The organism is Zavarzinia compransoris, from assembly GCF_003173055.1.
Classification (GTDB): Bacteria; Pseudomonadota; Alphaproteobacteria; order Zavarziniales; family Zavarziniaceae; genus Zavarzinia; species Zavarzinia compransoris.
In genome coordinates this window covers 702,545-728,760 of sequence record NZ_QGLF01000001.1, presented here as the reverse complement: position 1 = coordinate 728,760, position 26,216 = coordinate 702,545, and the positions used below count along the sequence as shown (strand labels likewise).

Genomic DNA, 26,216 nt, shown 5'->3' with positions numbered 1-26,216 from the left:
CTCGAAGGTGCAGGGCTCATACTATGGGCGCTGCCCGATAACAAGGTTTCCGCCGCCCCTAAAGGCGCCCCCCCTACAGGCGCCCCCGGCCATAGGCCAGCACGGTGCGGAACAGGCGGCCGAGCGGCCCGCCCGCCTTCAGGGCGAAGGGATCATGGCCGGCGTGGGCGATTTCGCCGAGCCAGCCGCGGGCGAGTGCGACCGGCAGCAGCGCCGGCAGGGCGCCGCGCGGCAGGTCCCGGGCTGCGCGGGCGGCGTCATCGAGATGGCGGCGGGCATGGCCGGCCAGCTCCCCGACCAGGGCCCGCAGCCCGGGGGATGAGCGTCCCGCGACGAGATCGTCCCGCGATACGCCGTGCTGCGCCATCAGGTCGGCGGGCAGGTACAGCCGGTTGGCCCCGGCGTGAAACGGCAGGGCGCGCAGCAGGCCGGCAAGGCCGACCCCGATGCCGGCGGCATGGGCTGCCTCATGCGCCTCGTCGTGGCCGCTGCCGAGGACCGCGAGCGCCAGTTCGAACAGGCCGCCGGCCGCCCCGTCCAGATAGCTGCCGAGCGAGGCGAGATGGGGCGGCGGCTGGTCGTCGAGATCCAGTTCCCTCGCCTCCAGCACGCGCTCGAAAGTCGCGAGCGGCAGGGCGTGGCGGCGGATCGCAGCCGCCAGCGGCGTCACCACCTCGTGCTGGCGGGGCTCGCGGCCCAGGGCGATCTCGTCCAGGGCATCGCGCCACCATTGCAGGCGGATCTGCCCGATCATGGCGTCGGAGACCACCTCGCGCACGCGGGCGACCTCGTAATTGAAGGCATAGAGGGCGAGAAGATCGTCGCGCCGGTCGGGCGCCGCGAAGACCGCGGTCAGGAAACGGTCCGGATCATGCGCCCTGACGAAATCGGCGAGATCCGACACCTCAGGCCACCGGCATCAGGGCAGCCGCCACCCGCCGCCCCTCGGCCACGAGGACATTGTAGGTCCGGCAGGCGGCGCCCGTATCCATGGCGTCGAAGCGGATGCCGGCCGCCTTCAGGGCGTCGCGCGCCGCCCGGGCCAGCAGTTCGAAGCGGGTGCCGGTGCCGATCAGGATGAATTCATAGTCGTCGCGGGCCGCGATCAGCGCCTCGACCGCGGCCGCCGTCGCCCCCGCGGCGTCGCCGACCGCCCAGGGCACGATGCCCCGCGCGGTCAGCAGGATCGCCCCGGCATGGACGGCGCCTTCGATGCGGAAGGCGCCGTCGCCGTAGCGCTCGATGCGGCGCGGCGCCTGATCCAGCTCGCGCAGCGGCGGCACGGGTCAGCCTTTGGCCGGCGTGGTCTTGCCGCCCGCCGCGCCGTCGTTGACCGCGGGCGAACCGCGCCGCAGCCGCCCCTCGCCCAGGAACAGCAGGATAGGGGCGGCGATGAAGATCGACGACGAGGTGCCGACGACGATGCCGAACAGGATCACCTGGGCGAAGCCCGACACCGCCGAGCCGCCGAACACCGCCATGGGCGCCATGGCGAGGAAGGTGGTAACCGAGGTGAAGATGGTCCGGGTCAGGGTCGAATTGATCGACAGATCGATCAATTCGCGCAGCGGCATGCTCTTGTACTTCCGCAGGTTCTCGCGCATGCGGTCATAGACCACGACCTTGTCGTTCATCGAATAGCCGATCAGGGTCAGCAGCGCGGCGATGGCGGTCAGGTTGAACTCGATGCCCGTCACCGCGAAGAAGCCGATCGTCTTGGTGATGTCGAGCACCAGGGTGGTGACCGCGCCCACGGCGAACTGCCACTCGAAACGCCACCAGATATAGATCAGCATGGCGCCGAACGACAGGATGACGGCAAGAATGCCGCTGGAGACCAGCTGGTCCGAGACCCGCGGCCCGACCACTTCGACGCGGCGGAGATTGGCGCCCGGGGCGATTTCGCCGAGCTTGGCGCGCACCGCCTCGATCGCCGCACTTTGCGCCCCCTCGCTGCCTTCCTGGCGCGGCAGGCGCAGCAGGACGTCGGACGGGCCGCCGAATTCCTGCAACGACACTTCGCCGAGGTTCAGCGCCTGCAGGCCCGAGCGCATGGTGGCGAGATCGGCCGGCCCCTCGGTCCGCACCTCGACGACGATGCCGCCGGCGAAATCGATGCCGTAATGCAGGCCCGGCACGAAGAACATAACGACGGAGGCGGTCGACAGGAAGGCCGAGACGCCGATGCCGATGAAGCGCCCGCGCATGAAGCGGATCGACGTATTCTCCGGAATCAGCCGGCGCACCCCGAACAGGGCCTTGATGTTCAGGATCTTCAGCTTCCGCCAGCGCAGCCAGTAGACCATGCCGACGCGCACCAGCGCGACCGCCGTGAACAGCGACAGGATGGTGCCCAGCCCCATGACGATGGCGAAGCCGCGCACCGGCCCCTCGCCGAAGAAGAACAGGGTGGCGATGGCGAACAATGCGGTCAGATGGCTGTCGATGATCGTCGCATAGGCTTTGTCGAAGCCGAGGGTCAGGGCCGCGGGCGCACTTCTGCCCGCCAGCGTCTCTTCTCTTATGCGCTCGTTGATCAGCACGTTGGCATCGACCGCGATGCCGATCGACAGCACCAGGCCGGCGATGCCGGGCAGGGTCAGGGTCGCGCCCATCAGGGTCAGGATCGCCAGCGTCAGCACGATATTGGCGATCAGGGCGATGACCGCGATGATGCCGGTCACCGAATACATCAGGATCATGAAGGCGATGACCAGCGCCGTGCCGATCAGGCCCGAGAGCTGGCCGGCCTGGATCGCGTCCGAACCGAGATCGGGACCGACGGTCCGCTCCTCGATCGTGGTCAGCGGCGCGGGCAGCGCGCCGGCGCGCAGCAGCACGGCGAGATCATGCGCGCTCTGGGCGTTGAAGCTGCCGCTGATCTGGCCCTGGCCGCCCAGGATCGGCTCGCGGATGACGGGGGCGGAAATCACCTTGCCGTCGAGCACGATGGCGAAGCGCCGGCCGACGTTTTCCTTGGTCACCGTGCCGAAGCGCTTGGCGCCTTCGGAATCGAAGCGGAAGCTGACCACCCATTCGCCGCTCTGCGGGTCGGCCATGGCGCGGGCGTCGACCAGCATCTCGCCGGTCAGCAGCACGCGCTTGCGCACCGCCACCGGTTCCGGGGTATTGGTGCCGGGCAAGGGTTCGCCCTGAAGGATTTCGGTGCCGGCAGGCACGCGGCCGGCGGCCAGTTCGACCGGATCGATATTCTCGACCAGGCGGAAGGTCATCTTCGCGGTCTGGCCGAGAAGATCCTTGATGCGGGCCGGATCCTGCACGCCGGGCAGCTGGACCAGGATCTGGTCCGCGCCCTGGCGGGCGATGCTCGCCTCGGCCGTGCCGGTCTCGTCGATGCGGCGGCGGACGATCTCCAGGCTCTGGTTGATGGCGCCGGTGATGCGCTCCTGGATGCCCTGGGGGCTGAGTGTCAGGATCAGCCTGGTGTCGGTGCTGGTGACGTCGATATCGGGGACGCCGCCGCCGAGCACGCCGCCGCCGACCGGCTGGGCGAGGTCGCGCAGCAGTTTCCGCGCCTCTTCGAAGCGGGCGGCATCGGAAATGGTCACGGCCACGGTCTCGCCCGAGACGCCGAGGCCGGTATAGCGGATGCCGGCGCCGACCAGCGCGGTCCGGGTCGAATCGACCAGGGCTTCCAGCCGTTCCCTGACCACCACCTTGGTATCGACTTCGAGCAGCAGGTGCGAGCCGCCGCGAAGATCAAGGCCGAGGTTCAGCTGTTGCTGCGGCACCCAGCCGGGCAGGCCTTCGAGCGAGGCCCGGCTGAACAGATTCGGCGCGGCGAAAATCACCCCGAGGGCGACGATGCCCAAATAGAGAATGATCTTCCAACGGGAGTATTGAAGCATGGTTGGCGCTCGATCTGCTGCCGGGAACTGAAATCGGCCGGCGGCGTTGCCGCCGCCGGGGAAGGCACAGGCTTACTTTTCGTCGTCGGCGACGGGCTGGCCCTTGGTGCGGACTTCGGAAATCGTGCTCTTCAGGATGCGGACGCGCACGCCTTCGGCGATTTCGAGCAGGATTTCATTGTCCTGGACCTTGGCCACCTTGCCGATCAGGCCCGACATGGTGACGACGGTATCGCCCCGGCGCACGGCGGACAGCAGGGCCCGGTGTTCCTTGGCCCGCTTCTGCTGCGGCCGGATCATCAGGAAATAGAACACCACCAGGATGAGGACCAGCGGCAGGAACTGGATCAGCAGGTCGCTGCCGCCCGGCGCCGCACCGGCAGCTTGGGCATAGGCCGTCGAAATCAACATGGGGAAACCATCTCTGCGCGGTTTGAAACGCGCGGACTATAGCCTTTGAGGGGGGGAATGCAAATCTCGCAAGGCCGATCCGCCCGATCGCCGTGCTAGTTTCCGCGCCATGACCGACCGAGACCTGATCCCTTTCCTCGCCCGCATCGCCGACAGCCTGGAACGTCTGGCCCCGCCGCCGGCCGCCGACGACGATCCGATGGCCTTCGATGCCTATGTCTGGCATGCCGATCCGAACCGCCTCCAGGGCGTGGCCGAGGTTTCGCGCGTGCCCCTGGACCTGCTCCAGGGCATCGCCCGGGTGCGGGACATCCTGGTCGCCAATACCCGCCAGTTCGCCGGCGGCCTGTCGGCGAACAATGCCCTGCTCTGGGGCGCGCGGGGCATGGGCAAGAGTTCGCTGGTGAAGGCGGCCCATGCCGCCGTCGCCGCCGAACACCCGGGGCGCCTCGCCCTCGTGGAACTGGCGCGGGAAGATATCCACAGCCTGCCCGACCTGTTGCGCCGCCTGCGCGGGCTGGACCGGCGCTTCATCCTGTTCTGCGACGACCTTTCCTTCGACAATCAGGACAATGCCTACAAGTCCCTGAAGGCGGTGCTCGACGGCGGCATCGAGGGGCGGCCGGCCAATGTCATTTTCTACGCCACCTCGAATCGCCGGCACCTGATGTCGCGCGACATGATCGAGAACGAACGCTCGACCGCCATCAACCCGCATGAAGCGGTGGAGGAGAAGGTCTCGCTCTCCGACCGCTTCGGCCTCTGGCTTGGCTTTCATGCCTGCGATCAGGAGAATTTCTTCGCGATTATCGAGGGTTACGTCCGTTACTTCGACCTGCCCGTAAGCCCGGAGACATTGCGGGCGGAGGCGGTCGAATGGTCGGTCACCAGGGGCAGCCGCTCCGGCCGCGTCGCCTGGCAGTTCATCCAGGACCTTGCCGGCCGCCTGGGCCGCCGGATCACTTAATTAGCCGGCGCCGCCGTCGAGATATTTCATCGGATCGACGGGGGTACCGTTCTTCCGCACCTCGAAATGCAGCTGGGGCACGGTGACATTGCCCGAATTGCCGACCCGGGCGATGGGCTGCCCGCGCGCGACCTTGTCGCCCTGCTTTACGAGCAGCGTGGCGTTATGGGCATAGGCGGTCATATAGGTGCCGTTGTGGCGGATCAGGATCAGGTTGCCGAAGCCCCGAATCTCATCCCCCGCATAGGCGACCGTGCCCCCGTCCGACGCCCGGACCGTGGTGCCCTGGGCCGCCTGGATATTGATGCCGTCATTATGCTGGCCGCCCGACTTCGGCCCGAAGCCTGAAATCACGTCGCCGGCGACCGGCCAGGCGAAGCGCGGCGTCGCGGCGGAGGGCGCGGGCGCCGCCGGCGCGGCAGCCGTTGCCGGGGCCGGCCTGGCCGGGGCCGCCGGCGCGGCGGCAACGGCCGGCGGGGCCGGCTTGCGGGCCGGGCGCGGCACGTTGGCGGTGCCGACCGCGGCGGTTTCCGGGGCGGCCGGCGGCGGCACATACATGGACCCATCCGCCGGCGGCGGCAGGCTGTCCGGGTCCGGCTCGATGATCTCGATCGGGGCGGCCGGCACCGCCGCCGCCGGGGGGGCCACCGGGGTCGGGGCCGGCGCGGCCGCCTCGGCCGGGGCCTGGACCCGGCCCGGAATGCGCAGGCGCTGGCCGAGCTTGATGGTATAGGGCGGCTGTATGCCGTTCTCGGCCATCAGGCTGGCCTGATCGACGCCGTAACGCCGGCTGATGTTGTAGACCGTGTCGCCCGGGGCGACGACGTGGAACTGGGCCTGCGGCAGGCGCAGGCGCTGGCCCGGCTGCACGGTGAAGGGGGCGCTGAGGCCGTTCAGTTCGATCAGGTCGCGGATCGGCACGCCGGTGCGGCGGGAGACCGCGCTCAGGGTCTCGCCAGCGCCGACCGTGGTTTCCCCAGGGGCAGCAACGGCGGTGGCCGCGGCCGGCGGGGCCGCGATCGCGGCCGGAGCCCCGGTCACGGCGGCCGGTTCGTCCAGCGGCCGGGCGGCGATGCCGCCGCGGTCGACCGGGGCGACGGGCGCGGCTTCGACGGGGGGCATGGCGCCGCTGTCATGGACGGCGGTGACGCCGCCCCCCTGCCCGCCGGTCAGATATTCGACGGGGGCGAGATCCTCGCGGCCGCCGCAAGCCGACAGCGCCAGGGCCGCAATCAGGGGCGCAGCCAACCGAATCATGCCGGGGAGGAAACCGCGTGTCGCCATGGCGTCAGTCTTCAACCGGGGGCCCGCGCCGTCAATCGTCGCGCAGGATGCCCTCGACCAGGGGCACGAAGCGGACCGGCAGGAGTTTTTCGTAGAGTGCTTCCGCCCCCTCGCGGCGCACGCGCCAGATTTCCTGGTCGCCGTGCTGGGGCCCGACCGGCAGCACCATGATGCCGCCCTCGGCCAGTTGGTCGATCAGGGCCTGGGGCACCTTGGGCGCCGCGGCGGTGACCATGATGCGGTCGAAGGGCGCCTGTTCCGGCCAGCCCTTGGTGCCGTCGCCCAGCCGGGTGACGACATTGTGGATATGGATTTCGGTCAGCAGCCGTTCCGCCTGGCGCAGCAGGGCGCGGCGCCGCTCGACCGTATAGACCCGGCGGCAGAGCCGCGCCAGCACCCCGGCCTGATAGCCGGACCCGGTGCCGATTTCGAGCACCTTGTGGCGCGGCCCGACGTCCAGCGCCTGGGTCATATAGGCGACGATGAAGGGCTGGCTGATGGTCTGGCCGCCGGCGATCGGCAGGGCCGTATCCTCGAACGCCTTATGGGCCAGGGCCGGCGGCACGAAACGCTCGCGCGGGATCGATTCGAGGGCACCGAGAACACGCAGGTCGACGATCCCCTGCTGCCGCAGGCTGAGGATCAGGCTGGCCTTCTCGGTGTCGGTGCCCATGGCTCAGGCCCCTCCGGCGAAGGCGCGGCGCAGGTTGGCCTGGGTATCGTAATGGGTGAGGTCGAGGTGCAGCGCGGTGACCGCGATGGCGCCGGCATAGACCGCCTCGATATCCGAATCGGGTTCCGGCGGTTCCGGGCTGCGGCGATAGCCGAGCCAGAAATAATCGTTGCCGCGGGCATCCACCCGCTGCTCGACGAACAGATTGCCGACGCCGCGCCGGCCCTGGTGGCAGACCCTGACCCCGGTCACCGCTTCGGGCGCCACGGGCGGGAAATTCACGTTGATCAGCACGTCCCGCGGCCAGCCGGTCTCGACCAGGCGGCGGACGACGGCGGGGCCATGGGCGGCGGCGCAGGCCCATTGGATCGGCTTGGCCCGGTCGAAGCCGATGACCTGGCTGAAGGCGATCGAGGGCACGCCCAGCATGGTCCCCTCCATCGCCGCCGCGATGGTGCCGGAATAGGTCACGTCCTCGCCGATATTGCCGCCGCGGTTGACGCCGGACAGCACCAGATCGGGCTTCCGCCCGGTCACCAGCCGGTCGAGCGCCATCATCACGCAGTCGGTGGGCGTGCCGCTGACGGCGAAGCGCCTGGGCGCCACCTTGCGCACCCGCAACGGCTCGGTCAGGGTCAGGGAATGGGAGGCGCCGGACTGTTCGGTTTCCGGCGCCACCACCCAGACATCGCTGCTGATCGCCTTGGCGATGCGGATCAGGACCTGCAGGCCCGGGGCATGGATGCCGTCGTCGTTGGAGACGAGGATGCGCAAGGGGCGCGGCGTCACCTCAGACATGGGGGGCGATCACGTCAAGCCCGCCCATATAGGGGCGCAGCGCCGCCGGCACTTCCACCGTGCCGTCGGGCCGGGCGTAATTCTCAAGCACGGCGACCAGGGTGCGCCCGACCGCGAGGCCCGAACCGTTCAGCGTGTGCACCGGCACCGTGCCCTTGGCGCCGGCGGCGCGGCTGCGCGCCTGCATGCGCCGGGCCTGGAAATCGCCGCAGTTGGAACAGGACGAAATCTCGCGGTAAGTCTTCTGCCCCGGCAGCCAGACTTCGAGGTCATAGGTCTTGGTGGCGCCGAAGCCCATGTCGCCGGCGGCCAGCAGCAGCACGCGATAGGCAAGGCCGAGGCGGCGCAGCACTTCCTCGGCGCAATTGGTCATGCGCTCGTGCTCGGCCGCCGATTGCTCGGGCGTGGTGATCGAGACCAGTTCGACCTTGGAAAACTGGTGCTGGCGGATCATGCCGCGGGTGTCGCGCCCCGCCGCCCCCGCCTCGGAGCGGAAGCAGGGGGTAAGCGCGGTGAAGCGCAGCGGCAGCCGGGCATCGTCCAGGATCTGTTCGCGCACCAGATTGGTCAGCGGCACTTCCGCCGTCGGCACCAGCCAATAGCCGTTGGTGGTCCGGAACAGGTCTTCGGCGAATTTCGGCAATTGCCCGGTGCCGAAGACCGCCTGATCGCGGACCAGGACCGGCGGCGCCACTTCCGTATAGCCGAATTCGGTCGTGTGAAGATCGAGCATGAACTGGCCGAGCGCCCGTTCGAGGCGGGCGAGCTGCCCCTTCAGGACGACGAAACGAGCACCCGAGATCCGGCTCGCAGCCTCGAAATCCATCAGGCCCAGGGCCTCGCCGATCTCGTAATGGGCGGCCCCTTCCGGGAGGCGCGGCTCGCCCCAGCGGCGGATTTCCGTATTCGCCTCTTCGCCGCCCTCGGGCACCTCCGGGGCGGGCAGGTTCGGAATGGAGGCGAGCAGGGTCTCGATCTCGGCGCCGAGGGCCTTGTCCGCCTCCTCGGCGGCCTGGATGTCGGCCTTCAGGGTCGCGACCTCGGCCATCAGGGCATCGGCATCGCCGCCCTTCGCCTTGACCTGGCCGATCTGGCGCGAGGCATCGTTGCGGCGCGCCTGCATGGCCTGGAGCCGGCCCTGGGTGTCGCGGCGCTTCTGGTCGAGGTCGAGCACGGCGGCGGACGACGCCGGGAACCCGCGCCGGGCGAGATGGGCGTCGAAGGCGGCGGGATCGTCGCGGAGGAGTTTCAGGTCGTGCATGGAAATCGGGCTCGATAGAGACGTGCCCTGTCCTTATAGGGAACAGGGCACGATTCCGTAAAGCGCGGAGGGGGGAAGCGCGGCGATCAGTCCGCGTCTTCCTCGGCTTCGGCCGCCGCGCGCTCCTTGTTCCGGCGCTTTTCCATCAGGCGGATGGCGATGATCGAGCCTTCGTAGAGGAAGAGCATGGGAATGGCGAGGCTGACCTGGCTGATCACGTCGGGCGGCGTGACCACGGCGGCGAAGGCGAAGACGCCGACGATGGCATAGCGCCGCTTCTTCGAGAGTGTCGCCGCCGACAGGATCCCGGCCCGCCCGAGCAGGGTCAGCACCACCGGCATCTGGAAGCTGATGCCGAAGGCGAAGATCAGGGTCATGACCAGGCTGAGGTATTCGTTGACCTTGGGTTCCAGCTGGATCGGCAGGGCACCGCCGCCGCCCGGCGCCTCGAAACCGAGGAAGAAATGCCAGGCCAGCGGCAGGATCAGGTAGTAGAGCATGGCCGAGCCGACCAGGAACAGGACCGGCGAGGCGATGAGGAACGGCAGGAAGGCGCCGCGCTCGTTCCGGTAAAGCCCGGGGGCCACGAACATATAGAGCTGGCTGGCCATGATCGGGAAGGCCAGGAAGGCGCCGCCGAAGAAGGACAGCTTCATATAGGTGAAGAAGGCTTCCGTCAGGTCGGTATAGATCATGCGCCGGGTCTCGGCGCTGGTGCCCATGGCCTGATAGAGCGGCTTGGTCAGGAATGCATAGATCTGGTCGGAGATGACATAGCAGCCGGCCATGCACAGGATCAGCGCCAGCACGGAATACATCAGGCGGCGGCGCAGTTCGGTCAGATGCTCGACCAGGGGGGCGCGGCTCGCCTCGATATCGGCTTCGTCTTGTTCGTTGCGCGCCATGTCAGGCCCCTGCTGCGGGAGTGGCGGCCGGGGACTCGGCCGGCTTGGCTTCGGCGGCGGGCGGCGGCGTATCGGGGACTTCGGCCTCCGCCGCTTCGGCCCGATCGGTTTCGGCGGGGTCGATTTCCGAGGGGTCGGGCGGCGTCGCCGCCTTGGCGATCTGTTCCTGCACGCGGTCGGTCGAGATCGAATTCTCCAGGTCGCGCTTCGCCTTGGCCAATTCCTCGTCCCGCATCATCTGATCGAAGGTCGATTGGAAATTGGACGCCATCATGCGGGCCTTGCGCACCCAGCGGCCGACGGTGCGCAAGAGATCCGGCAATTCCTTGGGGCCAACGACCAGCAGGGCGACGACGCCGATGACCAGGATCTCGGACCACGCGAGATCGAACATTCGCCAGTCTCCAGCAGGGGATACCCCTGCACGCGGTTACGGAAAGCGGGGCTTTGCAGAAGCCCCGGTCAGACCTTGTGGGCGTCCTGGCTCTTCACCGGTTCGGCCTTGGCGTCGATGGTCGTCACCGGGCGCTGCGCCTCGGCGGGCGGCGCGGGCGTCGCATTCGGATCGTCCGACAGGCCCTTCTTGAAGCTCTTCACGCCCTTGGCCACGTCGCCCATCAGTTCGGAGATCTTGCCGCGACCGCCGAACAACAGAACAACCAGGGCGATGACGATCAGCCAATGCCACAAGCTCATCGCACCCATCGCCAAATCTCCTTCTCAAAAACACGGCCCAGCGAGGCCGGATATTGCCCCATGGCCCCTGATCAGGCAACGCGCAGAAATGCGGTGCCCGCTCCGGCCTGTTGCTTATTTGGTGTCGCCACCCCTGTCTTCAAAGACAAAGCATTGCGCAAGGTCAAGGGCAAGGAAGATTTCGCTGCCCGCCGGCGGCAGGGCGGGCGGCGCGAGGCGGGCGGACAGGAGCGCGTCGAGGCCCGGCACCGCGAATTCGACCAGGCTGTCGGCCCCGAGCAGGCGGGCGCGGACCACCCGGACGGGAACCCCCTGCCCCGCCGCGACCGGGCGCAGGGCATGGGGCCGAATCAGGACTTCGACCGCCGTGCCCGCGGCAAGTTGTCCCGCCGGCACGGTGCCGAGCGGCGTTTCCGCCCCCTGCCCGGCGCCGACGCGGGCGCGGAGCGTGTTCGCCTCGGCGAAGAATCGGGCGGCGCCGGCATCCGCCGGCCGGTTGTAGAGGTCTTCGGGCGTGCCCAGCTGCACCACCCGGCCGGCGCGCATCAGGGCGATTCGGTCCGCCATGCGCATCGCCTCCTCCGGGTCGTGGGTGACGAGGAGGACCGCCGCCCCGGTCGCCGCCAGCAGGGCCAGGGTCTCGTCCCGCACCCGGTCGCGCAGGCGGACGTCGAGGCCGGAAAAGGGTTCGTCCATCAGCATGACCGCGGGCCGCGGCGCCAGCGCCCGGGCGAGTGCCACCCGCTGCTGTTCCCCGCCCGAGAGCATGTGGGGAAAGCTGCGCCCGCGGTCGCCGAGGCCGACCTTGTCGAGCGCCGCCTGGGCCTCGGCGACGGCGCCGCGCCGGGCGATGCCGAAGGCGACATTGTCGAGGATGGAGAGATGGGGAAACAGGGCGTAGTCCTGGAAGATCAGGCCGACCTGGCGCTTTTCCGGCGGCAGCGCGCCGGCATCGTCCGCCACCACCTTGTCGCCGATCAGGATGCGGCCGGCCTGCACGGTTTCGAGCCCGGCCGCGAGGCGGAGCGTCGTCGTCTTGCCGCAGCCGGACGGGCCCAGCAGGCAGACCACCTCGCCCGCCGCGATTTCGAGGTTCATGTCCTCGACCGCGACGCGGCGGCCAAAGCGATGGGTGACGGCTTGAAAGGCGAGACCGGCCATGAAACGGAATTCCTACTGCGGGCCGGCGGCTTGCGAGCCGGGCCGCGAACCGGCGATCGCCCGGCTGAGCAGGATGACCGGCACCACGCCGACGGCGACGATGGCAAGCGAGGGCAAGGCCGCCTCGGCCAGCCGCTCGTCGCTGGCGAGTTCATAGGCCTTGATCGCCAGCGTGTCGAAATTGAAGGGGCGCATCATCAGGGTGGCCGGCAATTCCTTCATCACGTCGACGAAGACGAGCAGGCCGGCGGTGGCGAGACTGGCGCGCATCATGGGCAGGTGAACGCGCCTCAGCGTCTGCAAGGGCCCGCGCCCCAGGCTGCGGGCGGCCGCATCCATGCTGGGGGTGACTTTTTCGAGGCCGGCTTCGACCGTGTTGAAGGCGACCGCCAGGAAGCGCACCAGATAGGCGAAGATGACCGCGGCGATCGAGCCGGTCAGCAGCAGCCCGGTCGAAAAGCCGAGATATTCCCGCGCCCAGGCGTCGAGCGCATTGTCGAAACTGGCGATCGGCACCAATACGCCGACCGCGATCACCGCGCCCGGAATGGCATAGCCCATGGCCGCCACCCGGATCGCCGCCCGCCCGAGCATCGACAGGCCGAGCCGCCGGCCATAGCCGAGCAGCAGGGCGAGCGCCACCGCCAGCACCGCCGTCGGCACCGCCAGCAGCAGGGTGTTGCGGGCATAGACGAGGAAGGCGCCCAGCCTCATCCCCTCTTCCCCCAGCGCCCAGACCGCCAGCGCCGCCGCCGGCAGCACGAAGCCGAGCAGGATGGGCAGGGCGCAGGCGAGCATGGCGACGAAGGCCCCGAGCCGCGACAGCGCCAGCCGCGGCAGCGGACGGTAGCGCGTGCTGGTGTGGTGGAAGCGGGCGCCGCCCCTCGCATAGCGTTCGACCAGCATCAGCGCCGCGATCGCCATCAGCAGCATGGAGGCGAGATGGGCCGCCGAGATCCGGTCGCCGAGGCCGAGCCAGGTGCGGAAGATCCCGGCGGTGAAGGTGTTCACGGCGAAATATTGCACCGTGCCGAAATCGCCCAGCGCCTCCATCAGGGCCAGCGCCACGCCGGTCGCCAGCGCCGGCCGGGCCAGCGGCAGGCCGAGGCGGCGGAACGCGCCCCAGGGCGAACAGCCAAGGGTGCGGCCGATTTCAAGAACGCAGACCGATTGTTCGAGAAAGGCCGCCCGCGTCACCAGATAGACGTAAGGGTAGAGCACCAGCACCATCATGGCGATGGCGCCGGGCATGGAACGGACCTCCGGGAACCAATAGTCCCGGACCGACCAGCCGGTCAGGTCGCGCAAGCTCTCCTGCACCGGGCCGGCGACATCGAACAGGCCGGTATAGGCATAGGCAAGCACATAGGCCGGCACCGCCATGGGCAGGAACAGCGCCCATTCGAACAGCCGCTGGCCCGGAAACCGGCACATGGTGACCAGCCACGCCGTCCCCGCCCCGACCACGGCGGTCCCGATGCCGACCCCCAGCATCAGGACGATGCTGTTGACGACGTAATCGGCAAGGACGGTCGATTTCAGGTGCTCCCAGGTCGCCCCCGCAGGGGTGAGCGCCGCCGCCGCCACCGTGAGCACGGGCAGGGAGAACAGCAGCGCGATCGCGACCGCCAGCGCGCTCCAGCCGTTGGGGCGGAAACCCGCCCGCGGGGCCGCAACCTGATGATGCGAGGAGACCGTCACGTCAAATCGACTTCCCGCCGGGGCGCGTCGGCACCCCGGAAATGGCGTAGGCACAAAAAATCTTGCGAATGATTGTCAGTGTCGCCGGCGGATGCAAGTGCGGATCATGCACCGCTGTCATCCTGCCGCACCGGCCCCTCGCCGGTATCGAGCGGCTCGTCGCCGCCGTCGCCCTCTTCCAAGGGCTCCAGGTCCTCGTCGCGGCCGATCACCGGCATGGCCTGGCGGGGGTCGACCAGGCCCGCCGCCTTCAGGTCCTCGATCCCCGGCAGGTCGCCGATCTGGGCGAGGCCGAAGTGTTCGAGAAAGATATCGGTGGTCTTGAAGGTCAGGGGCTTGCCCGGGGTCTTGCGCCGGCCGGCCGGCTTCACCCAGCCGGTTTCGAGCAGCACGTCCAGCGTCCCCCGGCTGACCGCGACGCCGCGAATCGCCTCGATCTCCGCCCGCGTCACCGGCTGGTGATAGGCGACGATGGCGAGCGTCTCGATCGCGGCGCGGGACAGGCGGCGGGTCTCCTCCGTATCCCGGCGCAGCAGGAAGGCAAGGTCGGGCGCGGTGCGGAAGGTCCAGCGCCCCGCCACCTCGATCAGGTTGACGCCCCGGCCGCGATAGGCCTCGGCGACGCGCTCGATCAGCAGCCGCACCGGCGTGCCCGGCGGCAGGCGCTGGGCGAGGCTGGCCTCGTCCATCGGCTCGGCGGCGGCGAAGATCAGGGCCTCGACCATGCGGCTGAAATGCAGGAGATCGGCTTCGTCGGGCAACGCGACCCCGGCGGCCGCAGCCTCATTGTCCTCGGGATCTTCGATGTCGCTCATTCGTCGCGGGCCTTGCGGATGAAGATGGGGGCGAAGGGCTCGGTCTGGCGCAGCTGGATCTTGCCCTGGCGCACCAGTTCGAGGCTGGCGGCGAAAGTCCCGGCCAGGGCGGAGCGCCGCCCGAGGGGATCGGCGAATTCGGCGGGCATGAACATTTCGAGCCGGGTCCAGTCGAGATCGACGCCCAGCATGGAGGACAGGCGCTCGATCGCCGCCTCCATGGTGAAGATCGGCGGCAGTTTCACGGTCAGATGGCCGCCGGTCTTGCGCGCCGCCCAATCGGCATAGGCCTTGATCAGGTCGTAGAGGCCGACCGACCAGTTGGACCGGCGCACCACCGTCACCCCTTCCGGGGCGCCGCGGGCGAAGACGTCGCGGCCCAACTGGTGGCGCGACATCAGTTTCGCCGCGGCGGCGCGGATCGCTTCCAGCCGTTCGAGTTGCAGCGCCATGCGCGCGGCCAGTTCCTCGCCCGAGGGTTCCTCGCCCGCCGGGGGTTCGGGCAGCATCAGGCGCGACTTCAGATAGGCGAGCCAGGCGGCCATGACCAGATAGTCGGCGGCGAGTTCGAGGCGCAGGCGCCGCGCCTCGTTGACGAAGATCAGGTATTGGTCGGCCAGCTTCAGAATCGAGATCTTCTTGAGGTCGACCTTCTGCGCCTTGGCCAGCGCCAGCAGGAGATCGAGCGGCCCCTCGAAGCCCTCGACGTCGACCGTCAGGATCTCGCCGTCCTCTCCTAGGATTGCGGGCGGCTTGTCCTCGAACGGCAGGGAGGGTTCGCTCATGGGCGCGGTCCGCCGCTCAGAGGCCGAGCCCGGCCAGCGACACGAACAGGCCAACGACGCCGCGGATCACCGGCTCGATCAGGTCGAACACCGGGTTGACGTCGAGGCCGGCCTGGGCCGCCACCATGGGCAGCAGGAAGGCGGCGCCGAAGATCAGCAGCATGCCATAGGGCTCGACCCGGGCGAGCGGATAGGCCAGCGCGCGGGGCAGCAGCCCGACCGCGACCCGGCCGCCGTCGAGCGGCGGCAGGGGTATCATGTTGAAGACCCCCAGCACGGCATTGATGACGATGGCATTGACGCAATTCTGCCCGAGCCAGATCCCCACCTGTTCCGGCAGCACCGGCACCAGATGGATCAGCCCGGCGGCGATCAGCGCCATCAGCATATTGGCCCCGGGCCCGGCGGCGGCGACCAGCACCATGTCGCGGCGCGGGTTGCGCAGGTTGCGGAAATTGATCGGCACCGGCTTGGCATAGCCGAAGGCGAAACCCACGGTCAGCAGCAGCAGCGCCGGCAGGATGATGGTGCCGAGCGGATCGATATGGCGGATCGGGTTGAGGGTGACCCGCCCCAGCATGCGCGCGGTCGGATCGCCCAGGCGGTTCGCCATCCAGCCGTGCGCGGCTTCGTGCAGGGTGATGGCGAAGACGATCGGCAGGGCCCAGACCGTCACCTGTTGCAGGAAGTCGTTCATGCCACGGCCTCGGTCGCGACCAGCGCGTCAAGCTCCGCCCGGGCGGCCTCGCGGTCGAAGGGCAGCGCCGGGGCACGGCGCCCGGCGGCCAGGGTCCAGCGCGCAAAAGCCTCGCCGGCCAGCACCGGCGCGGCCGGCAGCAGCGCCGCCAGCTCGTCGAGGCGGCCGCTGCAATGAAGGGCGATGTCGCAGCCGGCGGCGAAGGCCCCGGCCGCCCGGGCCGGCAGGTCGCCGCTGAGCGCCTGCATGTTCAGGTCGTCGGACACGATCACGCCGTCGAAGCCGAGCAGCCCGCGCACGACCTCGTCGATCCCGCGGGCCGATTGGGTCAGGGGATGGTCGGGATCGACCGCGGTGAAGACGATATGGGCGGTCATGGCGATCGGCATGTCGGACAGGGCCTTGAAGGGCACGAAATCCGTCGCCTCCAGCACGGCGAGCGGCGTATCGACCACCGGCAGGTGATGATGGCTGTCGGCCAGGGCGCGGCCATGGCCGGGCAGATGCTTGATCACGGGCAGGACGCCGCCGTCGAGCAAGCCCTCGCAGGCCGCGCGGCCGAGATCGGCGACGGTCGCCGGATCGGCGCTGAGCGCGCGGTCGCCGATCACGTCGTGGGCGCCCGGGATCGTCAGGTCGATGCAGGGGTGGCAGTCGACGTCGATGCCGAGACGGGCCAGGTCGTCGGCGATCAGCCGGGCCTGGAGATAGACCGCGCGCTGGCCGGCGCCGCCGTCGAGACCGCCGAGCCGGGCAGCCGGGTAATAGGACGGCCAATGCGGCGGGCGCAGCCGGGCGACGCGCCCGCCCTCCTGGTCGATCCAGACCGTCGCATCCGGACGGCCCACCGCCGCCCGGCACTCGGCGACCAGGGCGGCGACCTGCGCCGGCGTCTCGATGTTCCGCGCGAACAGGATGAAGCCGAGCGGGGGCACGGCCCGGAACAAGTCCCGCTCCGCGTCGCTCAGGCTTTTGCCGGCGATGCCGACGATCAGGGCGCGGGGGGCGGCTTCAGCGGACGACATTGCAGTCCTGATTGCGCTGCTTCAGCTTGGCGCAGACCTGGGCCGCCGCATCCTTGCTGACGAAGGGCCCGGCCCGCAGGCGGTAAAGCGTGCTGCCGCCCACCTGCACCGGCTGGATGATCGGCTTCAGGCCGGCCAGAAGATCGGAATTGGCCTTGGAAATCCGCGTCCAGGCCTTTTTCGCCGCCGCCTCGTCCTTCAGCGCCGCCAACTGGATGGTGATGCCGCCGGCCGTGGGCGCCGGGGCCGCCGGCGGGGGCGCGGGGGTCGTGCTCGGAGCCGGCTTCGGGGTCTCGGCCGGGGCCGGCGTCGTCGCGCTGGGCGAAGGCTTGGCCGGGGCGGGTGCCGGCGCCGGCTTGGCCGGGGCGGTCGCCGGCGGCGGGGCGGCGGCGGCCGAAGGTGCCGGGGCCGGCGCGGGGTCGGGCACCGTTGCCGGCGCGGGGGCCGGGGGCACAGCGGCCACCGGCGGCGGCGGCGGCGGCGGGGCCGGGCGGGCCATGGGCTCGTCCGGCGGGGGCAGCAATTGTTCGGGCAGGCTCGAATCCGTGGTGCCGCCGCCGATGCGATCGAAGATCAGCTTGTCCTGGTCGGGCACCTCAAGGCCGCCCGGCTCGTCGGGGGAGGCCTTGGCCGGTTCCGGGTTGGCGCGCACCAGGGGCACGCTGTTGACGTCGGCGACCTCGGGACCGTCGCTGCCGGCGAAGAGGGACAGCAGCAGGTAGAGCGCGGCGCCGCCCGCGAGACCCATCAGGATCAGGCGGCCGATCCGCAGCCCCCCGCCCTCGCCGTCCGTGGTCGACGGCGGGACGAGGCGGTCGCCGGCCGGGCCGGGGCGATAGGGCCCCTGGCCATAGGGGTCCGGCGTATAGGGATCGTGCGGCTGACCGGACATCAACGCATCTCCTCGACCGGGGTGACGCCGAGAATGCCGAGACCGGAAGCGATGACGTCGCAGACCGCCTGCAACAGGGACAGGCGCGCCAGCGTCAGTTCCGGATCGTCGGCATGGATGAAGCGCAGCGACGGATCTTCCTTGCCCTTGTTCCACAGGCCGTGGAAGGCCGCCGCGAGATCGTAAAGGGCGAAGGCCACGCGATGCGGCTCGCTCGCCTCCGCCGCCTGTTCGAGCAGGCGGGGAAAGGCCGCCATCAGCCGGACCAGGGCCAGTTCGTCGGCCGACGACAGGCGCCCGAAGGCCGCCTTGCGGAGACCGCCGCGCGAAAGGTCGAGGCCGGCGACCTCTTCCTCCGCCTTGCGCAGCACGGAACGGGCGCGGGCATGGGCGTATTGGACGTAGAAGACCGGGTTGTCCTTCGACTGTTCGGTCACCTTCTCGAAGTCGAAATCGATCGGGGCGTCGTTCTTCCGCGTCAGCATCATGAAGCGGACGACATCCTTGCCCACTTCGTCGACGACATCGCGGAGCGTGACGAAACTGCCCGAACGCTTGGACATTTTCACCGGCTCGCCGCCCCGGGTCAGCTTGACCAATTGGCAGATCTTGACGTCGAGATCGGCCTTGCCGCCGGAAATGGCGGTGACGGCGGCGCGCATGCGCTTGATATAGCCGCCGTGGTCGGCGCCCCAGACGTCGATCTGGCGGTTGAAGCCGCGGTTGAACTTGTCGAAGTGATAGGCAATGTCGGCGGCGAAATAGGTCCAGGCGCCGTTCGACTTCTTCAGCGGGCGGTCGGTGTCGTCGCCGAATTCGGACGCCTTGAACAGGGTCTGCGGCCGCGGCTCCCAATCGTCGGGCTGCTTGCCCTTCGGGGCTTCGAGCACGCCTTCGTAGATCAGGCCCTTGCCGGTCAGGGCCTCGAGCGCCTGATCGATCCGGCCCGTGGCGTGCAGCGAATATTCCGAGAAGAAGACATCCTGGCGGATGTTCAGGGCGGCCAGATCCTCGCGGATCATCGCCATCATGGCGGCGATGGCGAATTCGCGCACCGGCATCAGCCAGGCGTCTTCGGGCTGATGGTGGAAGCGGCTGCCGTATTTTTCCTTCAGCCCCGCGCCCACCGGGACCAGATAATCGCCGGGGTAGAGACCTTCCGGAATCTCGCCGATATCGTCGCCCAGCGCCTCGCGGTAGCGCAGATAGGCGGAACGCGCCAGCGTATCGACCTGCCCGCCGGCATCGTTGATGTAATATTCCCGGGCGACGCCATAGCCGACCTTCTCGAGCAGGGCCGCCAGGGCATCGCCGAAGACCGCCCCCCGGCAATGGCCGACGTGAAGCGGCCCGGTCGGATTGGCCGAGACATATTCGACATTGACGGCGACGCCGGCGCCCCGGGCCGAGGTGCCGTAATCGGCGCCGGCCGCCAGCACCTCGCCCAGCCGCTCGTGCCAGAAGGCATCCGACAGGCGCAGGTTGACGAAGCCGGGGCCCGCCACCGCGGCCTCGGTCACCGCCGGATGGGCGCGCATCGCCTCGGCGATATGCTGGCCGAGCACCTGGGGCTTGAGCCCCAAAGGCTTCGACAGCACGAGGGCGGCATTGGTCGCGACGTCGCCGTGGGCGGCGTCGCGGGTCGGCTCCAGCACCACCGCGCCCAGATTGTCCGGCAGGGCCGGGATCGTGCCGGCGGCGGCCAGGCCGGCAAGGCGGGTCTTCAGGTCTTGGGCCAGGGAATCGAAATAATTGGTCATGTCGTTACGCTGATGTCGAAGAGGCGGGCATGTTCCTCGATCGCGAAGCGATCGGTCATGCCGGCGATGAAGTCGGCGACGAGCCGCGCGGTCCTGGCCGTTCCCGGCCCTTCCGCCCGCTTGGCCCAATCCGCGGGCAGGCACTGCGGTTCCGCGAGCAGGAGGTCGAACAGGTCCCGGACGCAGCGCCTGGCCTTGGAGGTCATGCGGTTCACCCGGTCATGGCGATACATACGGCTCCAGAGGAAAGCCTTCAATGCCCGATCCTGTTCCGCCATGGCGGGCGAGAAGGAAATCACCGGGCTGTGGTGGCGGCGGATGTCCCCGACCGTCCGGGGATCGAGCGCCGCCAGCCGCCGGCGCGACTCGGTCAGGACATCGTCGACCATGCGCCCGATCAGGGCACGCACCGTCTCATGCGCCGTGCGCTCGCGCCCGATGCCGGGATATTTCGCCTCGACCGCGCACAGGACCTCGCCCACCAGGGGCAGGTCGCGCAGGTCGTCGAGGCGGAACAGGCCGGCGCGCAGGCCGTCGTCGATATCGTGGTTGTTATAGGCGATATCGTCGGCCAGTGCCGCCACCTGGGCCTCGGGCCCGGCGTGGGTCGCCAGTTCCAGGTCCTGCTCTGCCATATATTCGACGATCGCGGCCGGCAGCGGCCCGTCCCCCTTCAGGGGCTTGCCGCCAGCGTCCACCAGGGGGCCGTTGTGCTTCACCACCCCTTCGAGGGTTTCCCAGGTCAGGTTCAGGCCGTCGAATTCGGCGAAGCGCTTTTCCAGCTTGGTCAGGATGCGCAGGGTCTGGGCATTGTGGTCGAAACCGCCGAAGGGCGCCATCTTGTGGTCGAGGGCATCCTCGCCGGCATGGCCGAAACAGGTGTGGCCGAGATCATGGGCCAGCGCCAGCGCCTCCCCCAGGTCCTCGTCGAGGCGCATCACCCGGCAGATCGAGCGGGCGATCTGCGCCACTTCGAGGCTGTGGGTCAGCCTTGTGCGGTAGTGGTCGCCCTCATGATAGATGAAGACCTGGGTCTTGTATTGCAGGCGGCGGAAGGCGCCCGAATGGATGATCCGGTCGCGGTCGCGCTGAAAGGGGCTGCGGGTCGGGCTGTCCGGCTCCGCGGCGCGCCGGCCGCGGCTCTGCCGCGGGTCGCTGGCATAGGGCGCGCGGGCGCCGATGGCGGGGGGGGACGTCATGGCGGGAAACTACAGGCGCCGCCCCCGCGCCGCAAGAAAGGCAGCATCGCAACCGGGGCAAATTGACATGGCGCCCGCACATCCTATGTTTATTCCCTGACCTTAACCTTGTCTTCGCCGGGAGTGCTGGCCATGTCCGCGACCCATGCCGCAGAGAATAACGCCGCCGTGCCGCCGGGCGCCCTGACAGGCGACGGCCGCAACGTCGGCCTGACCGCGAGCGCCGCCGACCGCATCGCCTTCCTGCTGCGCGAAGAAGGCAAGCCCGGCGCCTTTCTCCGCATCGCCGTGACCGGCGGCGGCTGTTCCGGCTTCCAGTATAATTTCGATTTCGACGAGACGCCCCAGGACGACGATTTCGTCATCGAGCGGGACGGCGCCACGGTCCGGATCGATTCGGTCTCTCTCGACCTTCTGGCCGGCTCGGTCGTCGACTATGTCGAGGACATGATGAGCGCGTCCTTCCAGGTGAAGAACCCGAACGCCACCTCGTCCTGCGGCTGCGGCTCGTCCTTCGCGATCTGAGCCTTCATGCGCGTTGCCAGTTTCAACGTCAATTCGGTCAAGGCCCGCCTCGGCAATCTGGTCGACTGGCTGCGCGCGGCGGGGCCGGACGTCGTCTGCCTGCAGGAGCTGAAAACCCTGGAGATGCCGGTGACGGAGGTCGAGGACGCGGGCTACAACGTCCGCTATGTCGGCCAGAAGTCCTATAACGGCGTCGCCATCCTGGCCAGGGATACGATCGAGATCGAGGAAGAGCGCCTGCCCGGCGAGGCTGAGGACGAACAGGCCCGCTATCTCCAGGCCCTGATCGGCGGCCGCCTGCGCGTCGCCTCGATCTACCTGCCGAACGGCAACCCGGTCGAGACCGAGAAATTCCCCTACAAGCTGCGCTGGATGGCGCGGCTGCGCGATCAGGCGGAAAAGCTCCTCGCCTTCGAGGAGCCCCTGGTTCTTGCCGGCGACTACAACGTCTGCCCGACCGACGGCGACTGCTACGATCCCGCCGCCTTCAGGGACGATGCCCTGTGCCAGCCGGAAAGCCGGGCCGCCTTCCGCCGGCTGCTCAACCTCGGCCTCATGGACGCCCTGATGGCGATCGATCCCGGGCCCCGGCGCTATACCTATTGGGATTATCAGGCCCGCGCCTTCGAGCGGAACAACGGCCTGCGCATCGACCACCTGCTGCTCTCGCCCCAGGCCGCCGACAGGTTGCTCGATGCCGGCGTCGACCGCACCCCGCGGGAAAAGGAACGCCCGTCCGACCACACGCCGGTCTGGTGCGAGCTGGACCTGTGATGCGGCCCATCACAGCGGACGATCCCCTCGCCGGCTCCTGCCTGTGCGGTGCCGTGACTTATCGGATTACGGCCGCGCCGACCTCGACCAGCCATTGCCACTGCACCCTGTGCCGCAAGGCATCGGGCGCCGGCTATGTCACCTGGGCGACGGTGCCGCGCGATGCCTTCACCATGGTCGGCGAGGTTACCGATTACGCGTGGTCGCCCCGCTCGGTCCGCCAGTTCTGCACGGCCTGCGGCACGCAACTCACCTTCCGCTTCGTCGACCTGCCGGGCGAGATCGATTTCACCTGCGCCACCCTCGACGAACCGGACCGGGTGGCGCCCGAGTATCACACCTGGATCTCCAAGAAACTGCCCTGGATCGTGCTCGGCGACGACCACATCCCCCATTACGAGGATTGGGGCGTGGATACGGTGCCGGACGGGGTCTGAGCGGCGCAAAGGCTGCGCAGCAGCTCGCGCAGCCAGCGATGGCCGGGATCGGCATCGTTCCGGGGATGCCACAGCATCGAAATCGACAGCGCGGGCACGGCAAAGGGTAGCGGGAACTCAATCAATCCGGCGCGGAGCGCCGCGGTATGCCGCGCCGGCACGGTCGCGACCAGATCCATCTCCCGCACCAGCGCCAGCGCCGGGGCGAAACCGCCGACCGTGACCGCCACATCCCGCCGCTGGCCGCCCGCTTCAAGCATGGCATCGACCGGCCCGCCGCCCTGGTCGCGCCGCGCCACCTGGACATGCCGGGCCGCCAGATAGGCGGCCAGCCCGACCGCCCCTTGCGCCAGCGGATGCCCGGGGCGGACGACGCCGACAAAGCTATCGCCGAACAGGGCCTGTATCCGCAATTCCGGCCCCTGCCCGCCCCCCAGAACCCCGGTTTCGAGATCGACCCGCCCCTGGCGCAGGAGATCGCTGTTCTTGTCGGTCTTCGCCATGAAGCGCAGGCGCACCGCCGGCGCCTCGTCCGCGATCCGGCGCAGCAGGGCGGGACCAAAACTTTCCGCGAAACCGTCGCTGCACCGAAGCGTGAAATCCCGCACCAGGGATGACGGATCGGGCGGAACGACGGGGCGGAGCATGGCGGCGGCCGCCTCGACCAAGGGCCCGACCCGATCGCGGAGTTCAAGCGCGCGGGGCGTCGGCACCAGGCCGCGGCCGGCCCGGACCAGCAAGGGATCGCCCGTTGCCTCGCGCAGCCGGGCCAGGGTCCGGCTCATGGCCGAGGGGCTGAGACGAAGGCGCCGGGCGGCACCCGCCACGCTGCCCTCGGCCAGCACCGCCTCAAGCGCGACCAGGAGATTGAGGTCCGGCAGGTTCATCCCCGAAGCCTAAGGGATATGGGGCGTTCAGTGCACTGATAAACTGCAACTGCTGCATCTTCAGCCATGTCAGGGCCGGGCGTACCTCAGGGGACATGATCCCGGAGGTTTTCTCATGACGACAAATCCCGGCAAGGGCGCCCTGGCCGGCCTTGCCATGGCCGTGCTGCTGGCGTCGCTCGGCACCAGCATCGCCAATGTCGCCCTGCCCGCCCTGGCGCATGCCTTCGATGCCCCGTTCCAGACGGTGCAATGGGTGGTGATCGCCTATCTGCTGACCGTCACCGCCCTGATCGCCGGCGCCGGCCGCCTGGGGGACCTGATGGGGCGCCGCCGCCTGCTGCTGGCCGGGCTGGCCCTGTTCACCCTGGCCAGCGCCCTGGCCGCCCTCGCCCCGACCCTGTGCCTGTTGATCGCGGCCCGTGCCCTGCAAGGTGCCGGGGCGGCGTTTCTCATGACCATGCCGCTGGCACTGGCGAGCGACATGGTGCCGAAGGACCGGATCGGCGCGGCCATGGGCGCCATGGGCACCCTGTCGGCCATCGGCACGGCGCTCGGCCCTTCGCTGGGCGGGGTGCTGGCAGCCGGTTTCGGCGGGCAGGCGAGCTTCGCCGCGATGGCGCCCCTCGGCCTTGTTGCCTTCGTCCTGGCCTTGCGCTTCCTGCCGGCCGAACCGGCCCGCGGGCGCCTTGCCGATTTCGACCTGCCGGGCTGCCTGCTGCTTGCTCTCGCGCTCGGCGCCTATGCCTTGGCCATGACCCTCGGGGGCGGGGCTTTCGGTGCCTTGAATATTGCGCTTCTGCTTGGGGCGGCGGCGCTACTGGTCCTGTTCGTCCGCTTCGAAGCGGGGCGGGCACTGCCGTTGATCGCGCCCGGCCTGCTGGCCGATCCCAGCTTGCGGGCCGGTCTCGCCGGCAGTCTTCTGGTCGCGGCGGTGCTGATGACGACGCTGGTGGTGGGGCCGTTCTACCTGGTGCTGGGCCTCGGTCTCGATGCGGCAACGGCGGGCCTCGTCATGTCGGCCGGGCCCGTGGTCTCGGCCTTGACCGGCATCCCGGCGGGACGGCTGGTCGATCGCCTGGGCTCGCCGCGGGCCACCGTCGCCGGGCTTTGCGGCATCGGCCTCGGCACCGCCATGCTGGCGCTGCTGCCGGCCGGCCTTGGCATCGCGGGCTATGTCGGGCCGCTGATGGTGACCACCGCCGCCTATGCCCTGTTCCAGGCGGCCAACAACGCCAGGGTGATGAAGGGTGTCGCCCCGGACCGGCGGGGGCTGGTCTCGGGCCTGTTGACCCTGGCCCGGAACCTCGGGCTGGTCACCGGGGCGACGGCCATGGGCGCGGTCTTCGCCCTGGCCGCCGGGCTGGATGCCCGGGGCGCGGGCGACATGGCCCTTGGCCTTCGCGCAACCTTCCTCGTTGCCTTCGGGCTGGTGGCGGCGGCCCTGGCGATCACCCGGGCCGGCGTCAGTTCTTCCCCGGCAAAAGCCCCTTGAACTTGGCGATGATGCCGATCATCACCTCGTCGGCGCCGCCGCCGATCGAGGTCAGGCGGCCGTCGCGGTAGCGGCGCGAAACCATGGTCTCGTCCATGAAGCCCATGCCGCCCCAGAATTGCAGGCAAGAGTCGTTCACCTCGCGGGTCAGCCGCGCCGCCTTCAGCTTGGCCATGGAGGCGAGCACGGTGCAGTCGCCGCCCGCGACATGGATGCCGACACCCTTCCAGGTCAGGGCGCGCAGCGCCTCCACCTCGGTCATCAGTTCGATCAGGCGGTAATGCACCACCTGGTTCTCGATCAGGGCCTTGCCGAAAGCCTTGCGGTTGCGGGTGTAATCGATGGTTTCCTCGATCGTCAGTTCGCAGCCGGTGATGCTGGACAGGGCGCCGTAGAGCCGTTCCTCCTGGAATTGCAGCATCTGGTAGACGAAGCCCATGCCCGGCTCGCCGATGATGTTGCGTTTGGGCACGCGGACGTCGTCGAAGAACAATTCGGCGGTGTCGCTCGAATGCATGCCCATCTTCTTCAGCTTGCGGGCGACGGTGACGCCCTTGGCGCGCTTGCCGTTCTGGTCCTTGAGCGGCACGCAGATCAGCGACTTGTTCTGGTGCTTGTTGCCGTCCGACGTATTGGCCAGCATGCACATCCAGTCCGCCTGGGTGCCGTTGGTGATCCACATCTTCGAGCCGTTGATGACGAGATCGTCGCCGTCCTCGACCGCGCGGGTGCGGATGGCGGCGACGTCCGAACCGGCATGGGGTTCGGACACGCCGATACAGGCCACCTTGTCGCCCGCGATCGACGGCGCCAGGAACTGGGCGCGCAGATCGTCCGAGCCGAAGCGGGCAAGGGCCGGGGTCGCCATGTCGGTCTGCACGCCGATGGCCATGGCGACGCCGCCCGAATTGATGCGGGCGAATTCCTCCGCCGCCACCGCCGCATAGGAATAGTCGAGGCCGAGACCGCCGAACGCCTCCGGCTTGTTGATGCCGAGAAGGCCGAGGTCGCCCATCTTCTTGAACAATTCATGGGCGGGGAAGATCGTCGCCTCTTCCCAGGCGGCGCAATGGGGGTTCACCTCCTCCGCGATGAAGCGGCGGATGGTGCGGCGCAATTCCTCGTGCTGGGGGGTCAGGTCCATGGGGCTCTCCTCGACCATTTTAGTTCGTTGCCCGAACTATCTGGCGGGAGCGCAG

At 69.2% G+C, this 26,216-nt stretch carries 27 protein-coding genes; 5 read left to right on the top strand and 22 right to left on the bottom strand.

The window, feature by feature from the left end:
- Nucleotides 1-73: 73 nt before the first annotated feature.
- The 4 genes from DKG75_RS03655 to yajC form a co-directional block, all read right to left on the bottom strand.
- Nucleotides 74-904 carry a phytoene/squalene synthase family protein gene (locus DKG75_RS03655; RefSeq protein WP_109919704.1) on the bottom strand — a complete coding sequence of 277 codons (831 nt, stop codon included), beginning with the start codon at nt 902-904 and terminating at the stop codon, nt 74-76.
- A gap of 1 nt (nt 905) precedes the next feature.
- On the bottom strand, nt 906-1,283 hold the full coding sequence (locus DKG75_RS03650) for an Mth938-like domain-containing protein (RefSeq protein ID WP_109919703.1): 378 nt from the start codon (nt 1,281-1,283) through the stop codon (nt 906-908).
- 3 nt (nt 1,284-1,286) lie between these two features.
- Nucleotides 1,287-3,869: a protein translocase subunit SecD gene (gene secD / locus DKG75_RS03645; RefSeq protein WP_109919702.1), complete on the bottom strand. Its 2,583-nt coding sequence runs from the start codon at nt 3,867-3,869 to the stop codon at nt 1,287-1,289.
- A gap of 72 nt (nt 3,870-3,941) precedes the next feature.
- Nucleotides 3,942-4,280 (bottom strand): preprotein translocase subunit YajC, encoded by a 339-nt coding sequence (gene yajC / locus DKG75_RS03640; protein ID WP_208111933.1) that lies wholly within the window; start codon nt 4,278-4,280, stop codon nt 3,942-3,944.
- A gap of 109 nt (nt 4,281-4,389) precedes the next feature.
- On the opposite strand from yajC, the gene DKG75_RS03635 reads away from it, so the two are divergent.
- A complete protein-coding gene (locus tag DKG75_RS03635) occupies nt 4,390-5,247 on the top strand; it encodes an ATP-binding protein (RefSeq protein ID WP_109919701.1) in 858 nt (285 codons plus the stop codon).
- Here the strand turns inward: DKG75_RS03635 and DKG75_RS03630 are convergent, their stop codons facing one another.
- The 16 genes from DKG75_RS03630 to DKG75_RS03555 all read right to left on the bottom strand — a co-directional run bounded on the left by DKG75_RS03630 (nt 5,248) and on the right by DKG75_RS03555 (nt 20,899).
- Nucleotides 5,248-6,495: a LysM peptidoglycan-binding domain-containing M23 family metallopeptidase gene (locus DKG75_RS03630; RefSeq protein ID WP_166646325.1), complete on the bottom strand. Its 1,248-nt coding sequence runs from the start codon at nt 6,493-6,495 to the stop codon at nt 5,248-5,250.
- 67 nt (nt 6,496-6,562) lie between these two features.
- Nucleotides 6,563-7,204: a protein-L-isoaspartate(D-aspartate) O-methyltransferase gene (locus DKG75_RS03625; RefSeq protein ID WP_109919699.1), complete on the bottom strand. Its 642-nt coding sequence runs from the start codon at nt 7,202-7,204 to the stop codon at nt 6,563-6,565.
- A gap of 3 nt (nt 7,205-7,207) precedes the next feature.
- Nucleotides 7,208-8,002, bottom strand: coding sequence for a 5'/3'-nucleotidase SurE (surE, locus tag DKG75_RS03620; protein WP_208111932.1), 795 nt, complete (start codon nt 8,000-8,002; stop codon nt 7,208-7,210).
- Complete coding sequence (serS, locus tag DKG75_RS03615; RefSeq protein ID WP_109919698.1) at nt 7,995-9,263, bottom strand: serine--tRNA ligase; 1,269 nt, start codon at nt 9,261-9,263, stop codon at nt 7,995-7,997. Before serS ends, surE begins: the two co-directional genes overlap by 8 nt.
- Before the next feature lie 86 nt (nt 9,264-9,349).
- Complete coding sequence (gene tatC / locus DKG75_RS03610; RefSeq protein WP_109919697.1) at nt 9,350-10,168, bottom strand: twin-arginine translocase subunit TatC; 819 nt, start codon at nt 10,166-10,168, stop codon at nt 9,350-9,352.
- 1 nt (nt 10,169) lies between these two features.
- Nucleotides 10,170-10,562, bottom strand: a complete 393-nt coding sequence (gene tatB, locus DKG75_RS23700; RefSeq protein ID WP_109919696.1) for a Sec-independent protein translocase protein TatB — start codon at nt 10,560-10,562, stop codon at nt 10,170-10,172.
- Nucleotides 10,563-10,630: 68 nt separating this feature from the next.
- Nucleotides 10,631-10,873: a twin-arginine translocase TatA/TatE family subunit gene (locus tag DKG75_RS03600; RefSeq protein ID WP_109919695.1), complete on the bottom strand. Its 243-nt coding sequence runs from the start codon at nt 10,871-10,873 to the stop codon at nt 10,631-10,633.
- Nucleotides 10,874-10,978: 105 nt separating this feature from the next.
- On the bottom strand, nt 10,979-12,025 hold the full coding sequence (locus DKG75_RS03595; RefSeq protein ID WP_109919694.1) for an ABC transporter ATP-binding protein: 1,047 nt from the start codon (nt 12,023-12,025) through the stop codon (nt 10,979-10,981).
- A gap of 12 nt (nt 12,026-12,037) precedes the next feature.
- Complete coding sequence (locus tag DKG75_RS03590; RefSeq protein WP_109919693.1) at nt 12,038-13,726, bottom strand: ABC transporter permease; 1,689 nt, start codon at nt 13,724-13,726, stop codon at nt 12,038-12,040.
- A gap of 104 nt (nt 13,727-13,830) precedes the next feature.
- Nucleotides 13,831-14,541 (bottom strand): SMC-Scp complex subunit ScpB, encoded by a 711-nt coding sequence (scpB, locus tag DKG75_RS03585; RefSeq protein WP_109919692.1) that lies wholly within the window; start codon nt 14,539-14,541, stop codon nt 13,831-13,833.
- Nucleotides 14,538-15,326, bottom strand: a complete 789-nt coding sequence (locus DKG75_RS03580) for a segregation and condensation protein A (protein ID WP_109919691.1) — start codon at nt 15,324-15,326, stop codon at nt 14,538-14,540. Before DKG75_RS03580 ends, scpB begins: the two co-directional genes overlap by 4 nt.
- A gap of 16 nt (nt 15,327-15,342) precedes the next feature.
- Nucleotides 15,343-16,023, bottom strand: coding sequence for a site-2 protease family protein (locus tag DKG75_RS03575; RefSeq protein WP_109919690.1), 681 nt, complete (start codon nt 16,021-16,023; stop codon nt 15,343-15,345).
- Nucleotides 16,020-17,048, bottom strand: a complete 1,029-nt coding sequence (gene nagZ, locus DKG75_RS03570; RefSeq protein ID WP_109919689.1) for a beta-N-acetylhexosaminidase — start codon at nt 17,046-17,048, stop codon at nt 16,020-16,022. Before nagZ ends, DKG75_RS03575 begins: the two co-directional genes overlap by 4 nt.
- Nucleotides 17,035-17,940 carry an SPOR domain-containing protein gene (locus DKG75_RS03565; protein ID WP_109919688.1) on the bottom strand — a complete coding sequence of 302 codons (906 nt, stop codon included), beginning with the start codon at nt 17,938-17,940 and terminating at the stop codon, nt 17,035-17,037. Before DKG75_RS03565 ends, nagZ begins: the two co-directional genes overlap by 14 nt.
- The gene (gene argS, locus DKG75_RS03560) at nt 17,940-19,700 is read right to left on the bottom strand and encodes an arginine--tRNA ligase (RefSeq protein ID WP_109919687.1); all 1,761 of its coding nucleotides are present in this window, start codon (nt 19,698-19,700) and stop codon (nt 17,940-17,942) included. The genes DKG75_RS03565 and argS overlap by 1 nt, the downstream gene beginning before the upstream one ends.
- A complete protein-coding gene (locus tag DKG75_RS03555) occupies nt 19,697-20,899 on the bottom strand; it encodes a deoxyguanosinetriphosphate triphosphohydrolase (RefSeq protein ID WP_109919686.1) in 1,203 nt (400 codons plus the stop codon). The genes argS and DKG75_RS03555 overlap by 4 nt, the downstream gene beginning before the upstream one ends.
- Nucleotides 20,900-21,031: 132 nt before the next feature.
- On the opposite strand from DKG75_RS03555, the gene erpA reads away from it, so the two are divergent.
- From erpA to DKG75_RS03540, 3 genes are read left to right on the top strand one after another with little or no spacing between them, the layout of a single operon-like run.
- Entirely contained in the window at nt 21,032-21,424 is a 393-nt protein-coding gene (gene erpA, locus DKG75_RS03550; protein WP_109919685.1) for an iron-sulfur cluster insertion protein ErpA, read from the top strand.
- 6 nt (nt 21,425-21,430) lie between these two features.
- Nucleotides 21,431-22,198 carry an exodeoxyribonuclease III gene (gene xth, locus DKG75_RS03545; protein ID WP_109919684.1) on the top strand — a complete coding sequence of 256 codons (768 nt, stop codon included), beginning with the start codon at nt 21,431-21,433 and terminating at the stop codon, nt 22,196-22,198.
- Nucleotides 22,198-22,635 carry a GFA family protein gene (locus tag DKG75_RS03540; protein ID WP_109919683.1) on the top strand — a complete coding sequence of 146 codons (438 nt, stop codon included), beginning with the start codon at nt 22,198-22,200 and terminating at the stop codon, nt 22,633-22,635. The genes xth and DKG75_RS03540 overlap by 1 nt, the downstream gene beginning before the upstream one ends.
- On the opposite strand, the gene DKG75_RS03535 is transcribed toward DKG75_RS03540, so the two are convergent.
- A complete protein-coding gene (locus DKG75_RS03535; RefSeq protein WP_109919682.1) occupies nt 22,593-23,522 on the bottom strand; it encodes a LysR family transcriptional regulator in 930 nt (309 codons plus the stop codon). The genes DKG75_RS03540 and DKG75_RS03535 overlap by 43 nt on opposite strands.
- Before the next feature lie 115 nt (nt 23,523-23,637).
- On the opposite strand from DKG75_RS03535, the gene DKG75_RS03530 reads away from it, so the two are divergent.
- Complete coding sequence (locus tag DKG75_RS03530) at nt 23,638-25,017, top strand: MFS transporter (RefSeq protein ID WP_109919681.1); 1,380 nt, start codon at nt 23,638-23,640, stop codon at nt 25,015-25,017.
- Here DKG75_RS03530 and DKG75_RS03525 read toward each other — a convergent pair.
- A complete protein-coding gene (locus DKG75_RS03525) occupies nt 24,989-26,161 on the bottom strand; it encodes an acyl-CoA dehydrogenase family protein (RefSeq protein ID WP_109920126.1) in 1,173 nt (390 codons plus the stop codon). The genes DKG75_RS03530 and DKG75_RS03525 overlap by 29 nt on opposite strands.
- Nucleotides 26,162-26,216 lie beyond the last annotated feature (55 nt).

Coding starts and splice junctions, on each gene's coding strand:
- secD (WP_109919702.1), bottom strand. CDS start 3,869: ATGCTTCAATACTCCCGTTGGAAGATCATTCTCTATTTGGGCATCGTC.
- yajC (WP_208111933.1), bottom strand. CDS start 4,280: ATGTTGATTTCGACGGCCTATGCCCAAGCTGCCGGTGCGGCGCCGGGC.
- DKG75_RS03635 (WP_109919701.1), top strand. CDS start 4,390: ATGACCGACCGAGACCTGATCCCTTTCCTCGCCCGCATCGCCGACAGC.
- DKG75_RS03625 (WP_109919699.1), bottom strand. CDS start 7,204: ATGGGCACCGACACCGAGAAGGCCAGCCTGATCCTCAGCCTGCGGCAG.
- surE (WP_208111932.1), bottom strand. CDS start 8,002: ATGTCTGAGGTGACGCCGCGCCCCTTGCGCATCCTCGTCTCCAACGAC.
- serS (WP_109919698.1), bottom strand. CDS start 9,263: ATGCACGACCTGAAACTCCTCCGCGACGATCCCGCCGCCTTCGACGCC.
- tatC (WP_109919697.1), bottom strand. CDS start 10,168: ATGGCGCGCAACGAACAAGACGAAGCCGATATCGAGGCGAGCCGCGCC.
- tatB (WP_109919696.1), bottom strand. CDS start 10,562: ATGTTCGATCTCGCGTGGTCCGAGATCCTGGTCATCGGCGTCGTCGCC.
- DKG75_RS03600 (WP_109919695.1), bottom strand. CDS start 10,873: ATGGGTGCGATGAGCTTGTGGCATTGGCTGATCGTCATCGCCCTGGTT.
- DKG75_RS03595 (WP_109919694.1), bottom strand. CDS start 12,025: ATGGCCGGTCTCGCCTTTCAAGCCGTCACCCATCGCTTTGGCCGCCGC.
- scpB (WP_109919692.1), bottom strand. CDS start 14,541: ATGAGCGACATCGAAGATCCCGAGGACAATGAGGCTGCGGCCGCCGGG.
- DKG75_RS03580 (WP_109919691.1), bottom strand. CDS start 15,326: ATGAGCGAACCCTCCCTGCCGTTCGAGGACAAGCCGCCCGCAATCCTA.
- DKG75_RS03575 (WP_109919690.1), bottom strand. CDS start 16,023: ATGAACGACTTCCTGCAACAGGTGACGGTCTGGGCCCTGCCGATCGTC.
- nagZ (WP_109919689.1), bottom strand. CDS start 17,048: ATGTCGTCCGCTGAAGCCGCCCCCCGCGCCCTGATCGTCGGCATCGCC.
- DKG75_RS03565 (WP_109919688.1), bottom strand. CDS start 17,940: ATGTCCGGTCAGCCGCACGATCCCTATACGCCGGACCCCTATGGCCAG.
- argS (WP_109919687.1), bottom strand. CDS start 19,700: ATGACCAATTATTTCGATTCCCTGGCCCAAGACCTGAAGACCCGCCTT.
- DKG75_RS03555 (WP_109919686.1), bottom strand. CDS start 20,899: ATGACGTCCCCCCCCGCCATCGGCGCCCGCGCGCCCTATGCCAGCGAC.
- erpA (WP_109919685.1), top strand. CDS start 21,032: ATGTCCGCGACCCATGCCGCAGAGAATAACGCCGCCGTGCCGCCGGGC.
- xth (WP_109919684.1), top strand. CDS start 21,431: ATGCGCGTTGCCAGTTTCAACGTCAATTCGGTCAAGGCCCGCCTCGGC.
- DKG75_RS03540 (WP_109919683.1), top strand. CDS start 22,198: ATGCGGCCCATCACAGCGGACGATCCCCTCGCCGGCTCCTGCCTGTGC.
- DKG75_RS03535 (WP_109919682.1), bottom strand. CDS start 23,522: ATGAACCTGCCGGACCTCAATCTCCTGGTCGCGCTTGAGGCGGTGCTG.
- DKG75_RS03530 (WP_109919681.1), top strand. CDS start 23,638: ATGACGACAAATCCCGGCAAGGGCGCCCTGGCCGGCCTTGCCATGGCC.
- DKG75_RS03525 (WP_109920126.1), bottom strand. CDS start 26,161: ATGGACCTGACCCCCCAGCACGAGGAATTGCGCCGCACCATCCGCCGC.